At 62.1% G+C, this 15,330-nt stretch carries 11 protein-coding genes; 5 read left to right on the forward strand and 6 right to left on the reverse strand.

Annotated features, from left to right (window positions below):
- Window positions 1–1,507: adenylate/guanylate cyclase domain-containing protein (locus NF876_RS42115; protein WP_262273623.1), on the reverse strand; the 1,507-nt coding region annotated here is incomplete at its 3' end.
- An 880-nt stretch (window positions 1,508–2,387) separates the two neighbouring features.
- Between NF876_RS42115 and NF876_RS42120 the strand changes: the two genes are divergently transcribed.
- From NF876_RS42120 to NF876_RS42135, 4 genes are all read left to right on the forward strand, one after another.
- Window positions 2,388–2,705 (forward strand): hypothetical protein, encoded by a 318-nt coding sequence (locus tag NF876_RS42120; RefSeq protein ID WP_262273624.1) that lies wholly within the window; start codon window positions 2,388–2,390, stop codon window positions 2,703–2,705.
- A gap of 151 nt (window positions 2,706–2,856) precedes the next feature.
- On the forward strand, window positions 2,857–4,458 hold the full coding sequence (locus NF876_RS42125) for an ABC transporter substrate-binding protein (RefSeq protein WP_315975131.1): 1,602 nt from the start codon (window positions 2,857–2,859) through the stop codon (window positions 4,456–4,458).
- 459 nt (window positions 4,459–4,917) lie between these two features.
- Window positions 4,918–6,273: an alpha/beta fold hydrolase gene (locus NF876_RS42130; protein WP_262273626.1), complete on the forward strand. Its 1,356-nt coding sequence runs from the start codon at window positions 4,918–4,920 to the stop codon at window positions 6,271–6,273.
- Window positions 6,274–6,303: 30 nt separating this feature from the next.
- Complete coding sequence (locus NF876_RS42135) at window positions 6,304–6,456, forward strand: hypothetical protein (RefSeq protein ID WP_262273627.1); 153 nt, start codon at window positions 6,304–6,306, stop codon at window positions 6,454–6,456.
- Between the two features lie 1,765 nt (window positions 6,457–8,221).
- Here NF876_RS42135 and NF876_RS42140 read toward each other — a convergent pair.
- From NF876_RS42140 to hfq, 5 genes are all read right to left on the reverse strand, one after another.
- Complete coding sequence (locus NF876_RS42140; protein WP_262273628.1) at window positions 8,222–11,485, reverse strand: adenylate/guanylate cyclase domain-containing protein; 3,264 nt, start codon at window positions 11,483–11,485, stop codon at window positions 8,222–8,224.
- A 188-nt stretch (window positions 11,486–11,673) separates the two neighbouring features.
- A complete protein-coding gene (locus tag NF876_RS42145) occupies window positions 11,674–11,799 on the reverse strand; it encodes a hypothetical protein (protein ID WP_262273629.1) in 126 nt (41 codons plus the stop codon).
- Between the two features lie 115 nt (window positions 11,800–11,914).
- Window positions 11,915–13,693 (reverse strand): adenylate/guanylate cyclase domain-containing protein, encoded by a 1,779-nt coding sequence (locus NF876_RS42150; protein ID WP_262273630.1) that lies wholly within the window; start codon window positions 13,691–13,693, stop codon window positions 11,915–11,917.
- 216 nt (window positions 13,694–13,909) lie between these two features.
- The gene (locus tag NF876_RS42155) at window positions 13,910–14,128 is read right to left on the reverse strand and encodes a hypothetical protein (RefSeq protein ID WP_262273631.1); all 219 of its coding nucleotides are present in this window, start codon (window positions 14,126–14,128) and stop codon (window positions 13,910–13,912) included.
- 134 nt (window positions 14,129–14,262) lie between these two features.
- Window positions 14,263–14,538, reverse strand: coding sequence for an RNA chaperone Hfq (hfq, locus tag NF876_RS42160; protein WP_262273632.1), 276 nt, complete (start codon window positions 14,536–14,538; stop codon window positions 14,263–14,265).
- Window positions 14,539–14,663: 125 nt separating this feature from the next.
- On the opposite strand from hfq, the gene NF876_RS42165 reads away from it, so the two are divergent.
- Complete coding sequence (locus NF876_RS42165) at window positions 14,664–14,888, forward strand: hypothetical protein (RefSeq protein WP_262273633.1); 225 nt, start codon at window positions 14,664–14,666, stop codon at window positions 14,886–14,888.
- The last annotated feature ends 442 nt before the right edge of the window (window positions 14,889–15,330 follow it).

Genomic DNA, 15,330 nt, shown 5'->3' on the forward strand with positions numbered 1-15,330 from the left:
CAAGATATGCGGCTCCGATCCCGATCAAGGCACTGAAGCGCATCGGGTCGAGCGGACTGAGACGCATGGCCCGCTGAAAATGCTCAATGGCGGTGTCGTATCTTCGCATGTAGGTGTTCGACCATCCACTGCGAAGCCACGCCCAAGCCGAGTTGGGGTCTAGGGTCAGCGCCTTCTCGACAGCCGCTAGCCCAAGGGCGACCTGACCGATAAGGTTGTATGCGGCACTCAGCACCGTCAGCACGAGGGGATCGTTGCTGTCGAGAGACGCGGCTTCACGGGCGAGTTGGAGTGCCCTGGTTCTGGTCGTCGCGGGATTGGACGTCGTCATGGACATCACGCGTTGGGCATAGCACCATGCAGCGAGCGCCTTCGGAAGAGGATAACTGGGATCGAGATCCATTGCCTGTTCAGCCAGCCGAAGTCCTTCTGCCTTTTTATGGGGGTCTTGCGACCAGACGGCAGGCAGCGCCCGCATGACGCAGCCATAGGCATCAAGGCTGTCAGGCCGCTTGCGCTTGGCCCACTCAATTTCGGAGAGAGTGATCGTCGGCTCAAGGGCTCCAACAATGGCCTCGGTCACCCGATCCTGAAGATCGAAGAGGTCCGTAACGTCTCCGTCGTACCGATCCGTCCAGATGTGGCTGCCTGTGGTGGCATCAATCAGTTGGGTAATGACGCGGAGCCGGTTTCCCTCCTTGCGAATGCTGCCTTCCAGGACGTACCTGGCACCAAGCTCGCGGCTGACTTGGCGCACATCCACGGCCTTGCCCTTGTAGGTCGCGGTGGAGCTATAGGCGATGACGAACAGCGAGCGAAAACGTGAAAGCGCCGCAACGATCTCCTCGGTGAGACCATCGGCCAAGTAGTCCTGTTCAGGGTCGCCGCTCATGTTTCTAAACGGAAGCACCGCAATAGAGGGCTTGTCGGGCAGGGGAAGCGGTTTAGCTCGCTCCTGTCCTGCTGGAATCATCGCGGCTGCCTTAAGCACGAAGGCTCGTACTGGCTCTTCGATGTTCTTGACCGTCTGTGGTCCGAGATCCTCGAAAGCATGGGGCAGAGCCTTTCGCACATACCCGTAGGTGGCCTCGGAGATGCACAGGCCGCCAGGATCTGCGAGGCTCTCCAGCCGTGCGGCAATATTCACGCCGTCCCCGAGCAGATCTCCTGCACGCACCATCACGTCGCCGACATGAACGCCGATCCGAAACTGAAGACGGCGCTCCTCGGGAGTGTCCTGATTGGCTTGCACAAGAGCCTCCTGCACAGCCATGGCACATTGGACGGCCTCAACGGCGCTGGGGAACTCAGCCAACACACTGTCGCCAGCGGTGTTGGCAATGCGTCCGCCATGTTCAGTGATCAGCCGGTCTATGACCTCGCGGTGGGCAGTCAGTGCCTTCAGGGTGCCGACCTCATCCCGTTCCATGAGGCGTGAGTAGCCTGCCATGTCAGCCGCGAAGATGGCTGCGAGCCGTCGCTCGACCTTGTGCTCCTGCGGACCCATCGGAACCCTCGGTGCCGTTCCTGAACGAATTTTGCGACTGACTGGGTGGAGTGTCCAGCCCGTACTGGGGTAAGCAGGATTGAGGCCGGCACTGTTGTGTTACTCAACCTTCGCAGTATGGGGGAGGGCGGCGCGTCGCCTCCAAAACCCTAAAACGAGCCTTGCACTTTGGATCAAACTGGTTGGGAAGTCGCTCCCACGGGAGGGGCTTCCTTGGGCGGTCGAAGGCGATCTGATCGACCAGATCGCATAGTTGGATGTCCGCCCCGAGCTTTTCCGCCAACCGAGCCAGCCGATACTGCCCTTCCGGTAGGGGCAGTGGGGCAACCAATCCGAACGATCACCCATGGGAACGCGGGACATCATTGTTGCATTGCCTCAGGCCTTGATCGGCTCACTCAGGAACGGCAACAACCATGTTCGATAGCATGCCTTCGGCGCTGCTCACCCTTTTCCTCGCTTTCTGCGTTCTCTGGCTGATTGTGCGGGCTCTCCAAAGGCTAATGTCATCCCGTCGGACGACGCGCGAGTCCTCTCTGGAGGCGGTGCCAGAGCCTCCTCCAGGATCATATGAGCCGGCGGTGCCTCGAGCGGGACACCCCATATCCACCATCCCGGATGCCGCGGACGTTTTGGCTTTGAAGGCCGCCATCGACAATCTGGCACGGCAGGTTGCAGTTCTTGAGAGACGCTTGGCTTCTGGGCCTGCAATCTCTCAAGCTGGCCACGCTGCCCCAATTCAGAACACACCGGAGCCGCGGCCCGAACTGCCATCGGTGACACCAGATCATCGGATTTGAGAATGATCGTGCCTCGTACTCGGGCTCATCGGATGGTATAATATCGCCGGCTGAGGGGCCTTTCTGAACGGGAGGTCACGATGTACGCAGTGGTGCGCAAGGTTCCCATGCGGTCTATCGAGGAGGCCGCTCGGCGCGCGGTCGACGGCCTCGGTCCCACGATGAAGCAAAGCCCTGGCTTTATCGGGTACTATGTCGTGCGCTTCGGGGACCAGACCGGCGGCTCGATCACGCTTTTCGAGACCCAAAGCGCTGCTCAGGAGGCGAACAGCAAGGCGCTCGATTGGATCAAGGCGAACCTGGCCGATCTCATCACAGGTGAGCCGGAGGTCTCGGTGGGCGAGGTTCTGGGGGCTGTCACAGCCGAGGGGACGACGGGGCGCGCCTCGGCGGCCTAAGGCATCCGGGGCAGACTTCGGGCGCGCCACTGGGAAGGATCGGCACAAACAACGGGGTGACGTGCCAGCTCAGCGGAGTTCGAAGTCGGAAGGACATCTGTGCTCGACCCCGCGGCCAGTGAGGCCGAGCCGGAGCTGTGTGGAGGATCCCATGAAGACAGCAGCCCTTCTCGCCATCCTCTGCGTGCCGGCCGTGCTGGCCACGGCGCCGCTCTCCGGTAAAACCCTCGTCTACTGCTCCGAGGGCAGCCCGGAGAATTTCTATCCCGGCGTGAACACCACCGGCACCTCATCCGATGCCAGCGAGCCGATCTATGATCGTATCGTCGACTTCGAGCGCGGCGGCACGAAGGTGGTGCCCGGCCTCGCCGAGACGTGGGACATCTCCGAGGACGGCCTCGTCTACACCTTCTACTTGCGCCATAACGCCAAATGGCACTCCAACACGAGCTTCAAGCCGACCCGCACCGCCAATGCGGACGACGTGATCTTCATGCTGGAGCGCCAGTGGAAGGAGGACAACCCGTACTTCAAAGTGACAAGCCCCAATCACTCCTACTTCGACGCCATGGGCATGCCCAAGCTGCTCAAGTCAGTGGAGAAGGTGGACGACTATACCGTCAAGGTGACCCTGAACCAGCCCGAGGCGCCGTTCCTGTCCGACCTTGCCATGGAGTTTGCTGCCGTCCAGTCAAAGGAATACGCCGACGCCATGCTCAAGGCGGGCACACCCGAGAAGATCGACCATGAGCCCATCGGCACCGGCCCTTTCTACCTGGTCCAGTATCAAAAGGACGCTGTGATCCGCTACAAAGCCTTTGACGACTACTGGGGCGGCCGCGCCAGGATTGACGACCTCGTTTTCGCCATCACGCCGGACACCTCAGTCCGCTGGGCCAAGCTCCAGAAGGGTGAATGCCACATTATGCCGTATCCGAACCCGGCCGACCTCGAGGCCATGAAGAAGGATCCGGACATCAGGATCCTGGAGCAGCCAGGCCTCAATGTCGGCTATCTCGCCTTCCAGACCCAGAAGAAGCCATTCGATGACGTACGCGTCCGGCAGGCCGTGAGCATGGCAATCAATAAAAGGGCCATCATTGACGCGGTCTACCTCTCCACGGGCGTGGCGGCGAAGAACCCGATCCCACCATCCATGTGGTCCTACAACGATGCCGTGAAGGACTACGATTACGATCCGGAAGCCGCCAGGAAGCTCCTGGCCGAGGCTGGCTATTCGAACGGCTTTCAGACCGATCTCTGGGCCATGCCGGTGCAGCGTCCCTATATGCCGAATGCCCAGCGTGTCGCCGAGTTGATGCAGGCCGACCTCGCCAGGATTGGCGTGAAGGCCGAGATCAAGAGCTTCGAGTGGGGCGAGTACCGCAAGCGCATGCAGGCGGGCGAGCACCAACTTGGCCTGATGGGCTGGACTGGCGACAACGGCGATCCGGACAACTTCCTGTCCAGCCTTCTCAGCTGCACCTCGGCCGAGAGTACATCCGGCGGGAACGTGGCGCGGTGGTGCTACAAGCCGTTCGACGATCTCGTCATGAAGGCGAAGACTACGACCGGTCAGGCCGAGCGCACGAAGCTCTACGAGCAGGCCCAGGTAATCTTCAAGGAGCAGGCACCCTGGTTCACCATCGCCCACGCGGTGCAGTTGAAGCCAATCCGCAAGGAGGTGATCGACTTCAAGCTCTCGCCCTTCGGCCGCCACACATTCTACGGGGTGGACATTCAGGGCAAGTAAGGGCGATCTCACGCCCGGCGGAGCGACTTCAGAGCGCCTTGGGATCATTGTCCGAGCGACGAGATCCAGCATTTATTCCTGCCTGGAGAATAAGGGGAGACGGCCAGCGGCCATTCGTGTAGTAGCCTCTATGAAGATCAGGGAGGGTTTTCCTTGCACTACCCGTTTCCGCAACTGAACCCCGCATTGTCTCACTCATCAGCATCCTGGTAGACATCATCGTAACAGCTCTTGGGCAAAAGATACCGAACACCGCGAACGTCATCGCCTTAAGCCGTTCTAGAAGAACCACTCTTCCGCGTAATTGGCCTCCAGTCGTCATATGCCCGGAGGGGCGGCTCCCAACGTGGCTGCGGCTCTTCTCACGTCTGGCGTTATCGGGTACGCTTAACAAGTCTCCACCGGCTCTGCCTGCGCAAGCAGGGGGGTGCAATGACGATACGCCGTCTTGCCGCCATTATGGCTGCCGATGTCGTTAGCTATTCCGCCATCATGGAGAGCGACGAAGAGGGCACCCTTACGCGATTGAAGGGCATCCAACGGGAGATCATCCAGAGCAAGGTCTTCGCTCACGGCGGGCGGATCGTCAAGACGATGGGCGATGGCTTCCTGGCCGAATTCGCCAGCCCGCTTGAGGCTCTCAAATCCGCTGTGGCGATCCAGGGCGAAATGGCGGCTCGGGAGCACGACATCTCTCCTCATCCGATGAGCTTGAGGATAGCGATCAACCTGGGCGACATCCTTGTTGACGACGACGGCGACATCTTCGGCGACGATGTGAACATCGCCGCCCGGCTCCAGACGCTCGCTGAGCCGGGACATATCGTCGTGTCGGGGAAAGTCTTCGCGGAGGTCGCGGGCAAGCTTGACTGCGGCTTCGAAGACCGGGGGCAGCAACGCGTGAAGAACATCTCGCGCCCCATCCATGTCTATGCCGTGCGTCCCGGCCAGGACCTTAGGAACACACGGGTCGGTGGTTCGCAACTGAAGCAGGAAATCAGTTTCTGCCGGGCGCCGGACGGCGTGCGGCTGGCGTGGGCGAAGGTCGGGCATGGCCCACCGCTGGTCAAACCCGGCAATTGGGTGGGTCATCTGGAGGACGACTGGGAAAGCCCGGTCTGGCATTACGTCCTTGAGCGCCTGGCCCGCCGCTACACGCTGATCCGCCACGACTCCCGCGGCAACGGGCTGTCTGATTGGGAGGTGAGCGAGCTCTCCGTGGAGGCATGGGTCAGCGATCTCGAGAGCGTGGTCGATGCTGCCGGGGTCGCTCGCTTCCCCCTCCTCGGCATCTCGCAGGGATGCGCTGTCTCCATTGCCTATGCAGTCCGGCATCCGGAGCGTGTCTCGCATCTCGTTCTCTATGGCGGCGTTGCTGTCGGTGCTCGGAAGCGTTCGCCGGACGAGCGAGAGCGCCAGATCGCGCTGAACACGTTGATGCGGCTGGAATGGGGCTCGAACGATCCGTCCTTCCGGCAATTGTTCACGTCGCAACTGATGCCGGACGCGACGAAGGAGGAATTTGAGTCATTCAACGAACGTCAGCGGCGCTCCTGTTCACCTGAGTGCGCGGCTCGATACTACCAGGCCATCTGCGATCTGGATGTACGCGATCTGTTGCCAAAGGTGAGGACGCCGACGCTGGTTCTGCATGTTCGCGATGACCGCATGGCTCCTGTGGCGGCTGGTCGTGCGATGGCCGCCGACATTCCTGGCGCTCGCTTCGTGGTGCTCCCCGGCCGCAATCATCTCTTTCGCGAAGGTGAACCGGCCTCTGAACGCTTTTTTGAAGAGCTGACGGCATTTATTGGTTAACCGCGGGCTGGAGGGCGAGCCCAAGCAGCCGTGACGTCCGCGGTTCTTCTCGTGCCCAATCTCGTGGGCAGGCGGGTCTGGCTGTTCCATGGCAAGGACGATATCGTCCTGCTCCCGGTGAGGGAGACTCTCAGGCGGCTCTATGATCGGTTTGGCGTTGTCGGACAGCAGCTCGCGGCGTAAAACCTTTCATCCTCTCGTCTGCCCCGCGATGGGAGGAATAACGGAGCCCCGGCCTAACGGATGAGGGAAGAGACCGTGCCCTCGCTACAAAGCTGTTCCACATCATTAACGGCAGGGAGGATATCCGCCGGATCGATTTCCGGCTGCGGTAACGTCTCGGTGGCATCCGCGCATCCATCTCGATCGCGATCGAAGAAGAGCTGGCGTGACCGGAAATCGGTTACTACGAATGGAGCAGGCTCAGAGTGACCATCGCACGCCATGTAGAACGCTACCATGTCGTACGGACCACTGGACCCATAGGAGTAGTATAGACCCTTGATCAATCTGCCGGTCGCCAGCACCTGGGGATTAGTGCGTAAGACGAGTCCATTCAGTTGCGGCATGGGCTGTCGTCCCGCAGGGCACGATTGCATTAATGTCGCATGATGAACCGGGCGAGCATGACAAAGGCTCATCGGCAACAAGAGAACCGGAAGGCAAAGTAGGAAAGCAAGCATCACAGCCTCCTCTTCTGGGTGGTCGTAGGCGTTACTCCTCGTGCCTGTCAGATGCAGATGCAGAGTTGGGAGGAAGAATGGCGCAGTAGGTGATATGAGCGATCCTATGATCCGGATCGTAATGGGCCGTGCCGCACCAATGCCCTCCGCGGGTCTCACCGGTGTCACTAGGCAGCGATCGGTATTGGATCCTCCCATCCGGCACATGAACCCAGCCTCCATCAACGTACATCTGCACACCAGTAGAAGACACGCGGTACGGTGCTGGGCGACAATCCTGGTCGTTGCAGCAATCGATGCCCCATCGGTCCTTTAGATTTGAGTAGATGTCGTGGGCTTCCGTCGGAGGTTCGGGTGCGACCAAGATAAGGGTGATGAAGAGAGGCAGTTTGAGAGACATAGACCGCTCCCATAGATAAGGGTTGGCGATGCTCCTCAGAGCGTCAATGGAGGTCTCTGGTATTCTCTCAGCCCGCTCGAGCGAGGCCTTCCACCGCCTTGCTGGCATGGTGATCCGCGATCAGCTATCTACCCTCCCTCATTCTCTCCCGGACCGTCTCGAACCCCACCACGCGGGCGACCGGGTCGCTCACCTTGATTGCTGGATCGCCCATCACCACCGACAGTCCGGCGAAGACATCGAACGGGAACCGCTGCCCTGCTATCGAGGAGGGCTCCCCATCCGATCGCCACCTTACCGTTCTCATGCAGTGACGTGACATCATCATCGTGGGCGCATGCTGCCGAGATATCTTCAATCGAGCCGGCAGAGAGTGCCTTGTAGAAGGCATCGTTGGCTGCTCGCACGTCATTCCTATCGGCAGCCTGGTCCGCCATCGGAGCCTCCTGAACGGCCATAGGTGCTTGCATCCCCCATCCTTCGAGCAGGATCCTACTCGATCCAGGAGGTCCTTGCTTGATCGGCAGGGACAGTCGCTTGGCAGTTTGAGCCACGGGTCTGGCTCTCCACGTCCACGACGTAGTGGAGAGCATAAGGAATCGTGGGCAGCGGTGTCTCACGACATACTAAACGGCCTCTGACCGAGCTTGCCGAACATTCTGAAGGGTCCCTCCCACTAGCCGCCCCACAGACCCTCATGGTCTCCAGCAGGAGAGGGGAGGGCAGGTCGGGAACAGACAGCGGACTTTCACACAGCCCTGCTGAAGGGCAGTTCGTGACCCGTTCCGGACCAACGTGTCATTGGGTGCTCCTTTGGCGCTTCAACAATTTGGAAACGAGGGATGGTTCGAAGACTGAGTGCAATTCAAGGTCTGCCGCGGGATGGTCGAGATAGGCCGCGCGAGCCAAGGCGGTTCAGCCCGGCCGAGCACCGGGCCAGAACCGGCGCCATCTCCAACTCCTCCGCGATTGCCACTGCTTTTTGATACTGTGCCTGCCCCTCCTGGCGCGCTCGGCGGGAGGCCGCGATATCGCCGAGAAGACAGCGGGCCCAGGCCTCGTTACCGCGCTCGCCCCATCGCTGCGCCGTCTCAACCGCCTGACGACCAATCTCCTGCGCCTGTTCAAAGTCATCGGCGAGCAGGAGTGCTTCGCCGAGTTGCGCCAGAACCAGCGCGTGCCCGAACGCAAATCCGATGACCCGGGCCCGCTCGTCAGCCCGTTGCAGCAGCGCAACGCCCTCTTCGATCCGCCCGGCTCCGGCATAAGCTCTGCCCAGGGAGGAGGCGACCCGCGAAAAGTAGATCACAAGGTCGCCCTCACACAGCGGCAGGGCGGGCGCCAGTGTCCCAATTGCCCGGACGAAATCACCGCGCACGACCTGAAGCCGACCGAGGCCGATCCGGACCCAGACCATGTCGTGCTCCGTGCATCGCGGATCGGCCGCAAGCCGCGTTGCGGTCTCGCCTTCTGCTGCACCGGCCTCAAACTCGCCGCGCTCGGTGTGAAATAGAGTGAGCCACACATGCGCGGATATAGTCTGGTTCATGCCGCCCAGGGCACCCCGCTCTACATCGTCCTCGAGAAGGGCAACCACATCCCGTGCGTGCGCGATGGCTTCACTGTATTGGCCAGCCGCATACAGGGCGCGTGCCAGCATCAGCCGCGTGCCCACGACAGCGTCGAGATCATCCGTCTCGGCGAGTCCCACCAGGGCTCGCTCCCCGGCAGCAATAGCCCCTGCAAGATCGCCTGTCGCGGCGAGCAGATAAATCTGGCTCGCCCGCACCCGCGCCAGGCGCATGCGGTCACCAAGTTGCGCCGCACTGCGCTCGGCTTGGGCGAGATTGGCTCGTGCCGGCTGCAGTCGGCCAATCGGGTAGAGCGCCTGATGCAGTTGCTTCCGCACATCAATCATCGCCGTCAGCACCTCGGGCGTCTTTGCCTGAGCCTCCAGGGCGGCCAGAGCGCGCTCGTAAAAGGCTGCAGCTTCATGGTGCGCGGCCCGCACCAAGGCCCGCTCTCCGGCGGCGGTCCAATACTGCACCGCCTGTGCCGGCTGGCCAGCGGCGGCCAGATGGCGCGCAAGCAGCTCCGGTCGCGAGGTTGCTATGTCTGGAAGCCGCTTCTGCAGCGCTGTGGCAATCCGCGCGTGCCAGTCTTGCCGGCGGCCGCGCAGCAGTGTGCTGTAAGCGGTGTCCTGGATAAGAGCATGCTTGAACAGATACGACGCCTCAGGTGGGCTGCCGCGCTGCAGGACCAGGCCAGAGGCAGCGAGCTGATCCAGCACCTTGGCCAGCGTGCTGGCTGGTACTATCGCAACATCAGCAAGCAACTCGTAGGAGAACTCCCGCCCGATGGCGGACCCGATTTGAGCGATCTCCCTGGTTGCTGGGCTCAGCCGATCAAGCCGCGCCAGCAAGGAAGCGTGCAGCGTGGCCGGGACCGCGGACGCATTTGAGGGCACGGCCGCAACGACACCCTCGCCGGTCGCTCTGCCGGCATCGAGCACTGCCTTGGTCAACTCCTCCACGAACAGCGGCACCCCGTCCGTGCGCTCCACAATCTCCGCTAAGAGGTCGCTCGGGAGTTCCGTTTCGCCGGCGATCCGCTGTGCCAGGGCTGCGCCTTCACGACGGCTGAGCCGGTTGAGCATCAGCATGGTTACATGCGCCTGGCCGACCCACGGTGGCTGGAACTCGGGACGGAAGGTGACGACCAGCAGAACCGGCAGATCTGAAATTCGCTCGACGACAAGGTCGAGCCATTCCCGTGAGGTCGGATCGCTCCAATGCGCATCCTCGAAAATCATCAGCACCGGTTGGAGCCGCGACAACTCCTCAAGCTGTCGCAGCAGCGCCGCAAACGTGCCCGCCTTGCGGCGCTGCGGGGTGAGGTTCAGGGGAGGATGGTGATTGGCGGCGGGAAGGGACAGCAGTTCGGAGAGGAGAGCGACATCCTCGTTGGATGATCCCGTCCGGGCCAGCAGGATCTTAAGTTTGCCGAGTCTAATCTCGGGCGTGTCCTCGTGTGCAAATCCAGCCGCGCGTTCGAGGTGGGCAACGGCTGGGTGGAGCGCACTGTCCTGGTGATGTGGCGAGCAGAAGTACCGCAGGCAGAGGTGGGGACCTTGCGCAATGCGGTCTTGGAACGCGGTGATGAGCCGGCTCTTGCCGATGCCCGGTTCGCCCGCCATCAGGAGGACCTGCCCCTCGCCGCCTTGGGCGTGGTCCCAATGTCGGAGCAGCAGCTCGATCTCCTCGTCGCGGCCAATCAGGGAAACCTCGCCCGAGCGGAGCGCCTCGAACCGGCTGTCGAGCGCGCTCTCGCGGCAGACCCGCCAGGCCGGTACGGGCTCGGGGAAGCCCTTCGCCTCGACCTTGCCGAGGTCCTCGTACTCAAACAGGCCGCCGATGAGCCGGCGTGTGGCCGCCGCAATGATGACGCCGCCTGGCTCAGCAACGGCCTGCAATCGCGCCGCCAGATTCGGGGTCTCCCCGACCACCGCCTGCTCTTGCGCAGCCCCTGTGCCGATCAGATCGCCGACCACCACAAGCCCGGTGGCGATGCCGACGCGGCCCTGGAGCCCAATGCCGGGCCGCGGTCGAAGCGTGCTGACCGCAGTGACCAGTTCCAGCCCGGCCCGCACGGCCTGTTCGGCGTCGTCCTCGTGAGCGCGCGGATAACCAAAATATGCGAGCACGCCATCGCCCATGTACTTGGCCACCAAGCCGTCGAAGCGGGCGACCGTCCGGGCGACGCATTGGTGATAGGCGGCGATCACCTCGCGCATGTCTTCCGGATCCAGACGTGCGGCCAGTGCGGTTGAGCCGACGAGGTCGATGAACATGACGGTCAGCTGGCGCCGCTCCGCCTCGGTGCATGGCGGGGCTGTTCCGGAGGGAATGGTCGCGGCCTGGGTGAGCGGGGCAGGGATGGATGGCGAGGCGGTGCGCAGAGCAGCAATGGCGGCGAGCAACTTGCGACGATGCCCAATCGAGACGACGCCAAGCCCGCTCAGGTCATCGGCGGTGAGGTCGGCCAGGACGTCACCATCGATATCGTTGTCGCGGAACGATTGTTCGTACTGGCCCAGCCCCAGCTGGCGCAGCCACGTGCCAATGTCCATGAGCCCTCCCGGGTCGTGGGGATCGGAACGCCAAGGTCGTTAGCCTACCGCAAAATGGCCCGCGGGGCGCGAGGAAACGTCAAGAGTTAACTTCGGGCGAAGGGCCGCTCCTGGCACTGGGCTGACCTTGGCCGTATTTCCGCAATAGGGCTGCAAGGCGACCTTCATGTGACGGCGGATGGACAGGCTTAGTGCAGGCGCCGATGCGGGATCGGTCCCGACGCGGCAAGTGCCTGCTCGTGGGCCAGGGCCACCCGCAGCAGGCAGCGCTCCCCCGCTGCGGCGAGCGCCCTGGTTACGATCCGCTCAGCCATGCGAGTCTCACATGACAGGCGAGGGGAGTGCGCGGAGCGATCCTGTCGAGGACGGCAGGCACTCCGCATGCTGACAGGGGCCTCACGTCGCGGTCTCGGCGCTTGGACAGCGAGCTCAGCGATCTCGTCCGTTCCTCAACGCATCCCCGATCGCTTGCTCAATCTCATCGACCCAGCCTGGATCGGGGTACGGGATCAACCGGGCAAGATCGCCTTCCGCGACAGTGGCGGATCGGACCTGAGATGCCGCGGAACGAGCCTGTTCCCGGTCGCCGAGCCGCGTGCAGCACAGGGCAATCATCTTGAGGGCGGGAATCCAGTGCGGGCGCACTGACAGGGCCCGGCGTGCCGCGTCCAGCCCGGCTTCGGCGTCCCCCGAGAAGGTGTAGGCTGCGGACAACAGGAACAGCCACGTGAAGTTCTGCGGATCGTAGGGGGAAAGCCGCAGCCCATGCTCCAGCGACTCGATCGCCTCCGGCAGGCGGCCGGTGCTCAGATAGGCAGGCCCAAGCACCAAGTGCCCCAGGGCGAAGCTGGGACTGAGGCCAGTGGCGCGCTGAGCGGCTCGAATAGCGGTTTCGTACTCGCCGCCAAACACATGGGTCACCGCGACGGCATAGTGCGAGTAGGGGTTCTTCGCATCGAGCTCGACGGCCCTCAGGCCGGCTTCCATCCCGCTCCGCAGGCCGGCCTCGGGATCGCTCCCCCAGCCATAAGCGGCAAGGCCGGCCTCAACCCGCGCCAGCCAGATGTACCCGTCGGCGGAGTCGGGTTCGGCCTCGATGGCCTTCAGGAACAGCTCGCGGGCGCGCTGGTGCGAGTCGGGCCTGATCTTGTGGAACTCCCACATGCCGCGTCGGACGAGATCCCAGGCCGTCAGGTTCTGCGACCGCTGGGCACCCCGTTGGCCCTCCTTCCTGAGGAGTTCGGGCTCAATGGCTCCAGCGACCTCCTCAGCGATCCGGTCCTGGAGCGCGAGGATGTCGATGACGTCCCGGTCATAGCGTTCGGCCCAGATGGAGCCGCCGGTCTCGGCCTCGGTGAGCTGGGCCGAGACGCGCACGTGGGAGCCACTCCGGCGCACGCTGCCGCTGAGGATGTAACGGACGCCCAACCGACGGGCCACCTGCTCGGTCTCGACGGCCTTGCCCTTGAAGGCGAAGGAAGAACTGCGGGACGCGACGAACAGCCAGCGGGCTTTCGTCAGGGCCATGATGATGTCGTCCGTGATCCCGTCGGCGAAGTACTCCTGCTCGGAGCCACCGCTCAGGTTGGCGAACGGCACGACCGCGATGGAGGGTTTATCGGTCTGGTTTGGGGTCGGCCGGGCGGCCTTCGGCTCTTGGGGCGAGATGTCCCCCGCTTTCAAGGCATAGACGTGGATGGGCCGTGCGATGTTCTTGAGGCGCTGTTCGCCCCGGTCCTCGAACGGCAGGGACAGCTTGCCTTCGAGTTCGTCGAACACCTTGCCGGAGATGCAGATGCCGCCAGGGTCGGCCACGCCTTCCAGGCGCACCGCGACGTTCACGCCGTCGCCGAGGATATCCCCGTCCTCGCTGACGAGGATATCGCCCAGGTTGATGCCCATGCGAAGCTGGATTGTCCCGTTCCCCGGTTGGTTGGCGGCGAGATCAGTGACCGCCGTCTGGGCCTCGATCGCACACAGCACGGCCTCGACCGGGCTGGCGAACTCCAGGAGGGCTCCGTCGCCCATAGTCTTGACGATCCGTCCGTGATGCCGCGCCGCGGCCACTCCGATGATGTCCGACAGGATCGTCCTGATGGCTGCGGCCGCACCCTCCTCGTCCTCCTCCATGAGCCGGGAAGATCCCACCACGTCGGTAGCCAGGACGGCGGCGAGCCTGCGCTGGGATTTTGGACGCAGATCAGGCATGGACGTGTCCGCGCTTTCTTGCAGGGGCAGTTTGCGCCGATCTCGGGTCCGGGTCTACCGGGCTTGGAGCGGGCTTGCATGTGAATCAGCATTGAACAACTGATCCCTCTCGCGAGAAGCGCGAAGCCTGGGTTTAGCGACGCAAAATGGAAGTTCGGTGGGGTCACGGTCGGCGCTGATGATGACCCCGCTGACGCGATGAATTCTCCATCAATGTCATGCGCGTAATGACCGTCGGCTCAAGGGTGCATATTCAATGCTGAAACACACCGGACCCGCGCCGCGACTCAAGAAGGCCGCGATGTCCTCATGTTCCACCTGTCCTCCGGAAGCAAGATTGGCTTCATGATGAACGAATACAGCCCCTGAAGGGTCTGCAATCAGGTACCAGCGGTCACCGCTCGGGCTTTCATAGAGCTTACGTGCCTTCTTCATGGAGGCTCCTGTCGGATCGACATGGCGTGTTTCCTCTACCTTTGAGGATATAAGTCAGAAAGTTCGCTCTCCATGACCGAGTGTTTCTTAGGAAGTCTGAACGGCATCTTCGGTGGGGGCCGTGAAGGACTGTCTCACTCAAGCGAAGGCGGTTCTATCAGTTGGACCGGTTCTGATGGGTGGATAGCCGAGATGGCATGCTTGAAAACAACCTGGGTCCCGGTCCCCCTTACAAGCATTACTGTGAAATTGTCGAACCGCTTGATCTGGCCTTCTAGCCTTATGCCGTTGACGAGAAACATAGTAACATCCAGTTTGTTGTCTTGAAGATGTCTGAGGAAGGTGTCCTGGAGCGGCGGGGACCATTGTGCAGTCACGTTTGAACCCTTTGACACTACGGCACCGCTCATACACGGCTTCGGGGAATTGTCATTCCAGGAAACCGCTCCACCTCAACAAGCCTCGTCGCTTGCGGCAACTCCCGTTCAGCATAGTTTCGTATCGTTCTTGCTGTCTCGCGAAGGCGAAGGCTGAGATGTTCGATCTCAGGCACCGCCATGGGCATTCACTGCGCGGCTACCATCTCGGCGAGGTCTTCGGGAAGTGCATCCACGTGCTCTTGGAGGAGAAGAAGGGCTACACGGATGGTACTCAACTCTCGTTCGTCAACGACAAGGGTGAGCTTATTCATCGGGTAGAATCGGCCTCTCAGCTTATCTGCTCAGGCTACCTGCCGATGCGGCGGAAACAAGGCCGCTAATCGAAAAAGCGGGCAGTAGGTGCGGTCTGGTTACCTCGCATCCTGATCTGATGACATGCCTGCCACGTCAATTGTTTCCATGTTGCCGGTGCACCTACAGGCAGCACCGATCATCCCGGTCGGGGCCACACTCCTTTAGACCTCCACACAGAGCAACGGTTCCTTAATTGACCTTGCTGACGATCCCACCTGAAAGGGTGTGATCATGATCGTGGGAGTAGGACGACCAGAGGAGCCATCATGCCAAAGAAGTTCTCTGGCGACCGGACGATCAACGCCTTGCTGGCTCGGCGGGATTGTTGCGGGTGTCCTGATCTGGAGTTTGGCCATTTTTGGGGGCGCTGGAGGATCAGACGTGGATCCAGAACGCGCGCTCTGAGGTGATATAATCCAAGGCCTGGTCCACCGGCATCGTCAGCCTGCCGAATGGGCCAGGGTCTTT

This window comes from Microvirga yunnanensis, from assembly GCF_025460875.1.

Excerpts from the sequence above, each read along its gene's own strand:
- NF876_RS42145 (WP_262273629.1), bottom strand. The coding sequence starts at position 11,799 with ATGGCTGAGCGGATCGTAACCAGGGCGCTCGCCGCAGCGGGGGAGCGC.
- NF876_RS42130 (WP_262273626.1), top strand. The coding sequence starts at position 4,918 with ATGGCTGCCGATGTCGTTAGCTATTCCGCCATCATGGAGAGCGACGAA.
- NF876_RS42165 (WP_262273633.1), top strand. The coding sequence starts at position 14,664 with ATGTTCGATCTCAGGCACCGCCATGGGCATTCACTGCGCGGCTACCAT.
- NF876_RS42155 (WP_262273631.1), bottom strand. The coding sequence starts at position 14,128 with ATGAAGAAGGCACGTAAGCTCTATGAAAGCCCGAGCGGTGACCGCTGG.
- NF876_RS42150 (WP_262273630.1), bottom strand. The coding sequence starts at position 13,693 with ATGCCTGATCTGCGTCCAAAATCCCAGCGCAGGCTCGCCGCCGTCCTG.
- hfq (WP_262273632.1), bottom strand. The coding sequence starts at position 14,538 with ATGAGCGGTGCCGTAGTGTCAAAGGGTTCAAACGTGACTGCACAATGG.
- NF876_RS42125 (WP_315975131.1), top strand. The coding sequence starts at position 2,857 with ATGAAGACAGCAGCCCTTCTCGCCATCCTCTGCGTGCCGGCCGTGCTG.
- NF876_RS42120 (WP_262273624.1), top strand. The coding sequence starts at position 2,388 with ATGTACGCAGTGGTGCGCAAGGTTCCCATGCGGTCTATCGAGGAGGCC.
- NF876_RS42140 (WP_262273628.1), bottom strand. The coding sequence starts at position 11,485 with ATGGACATTGGCACGTGGCTGCGCCAGCTGGGGCTGGGCCAGTACGAA.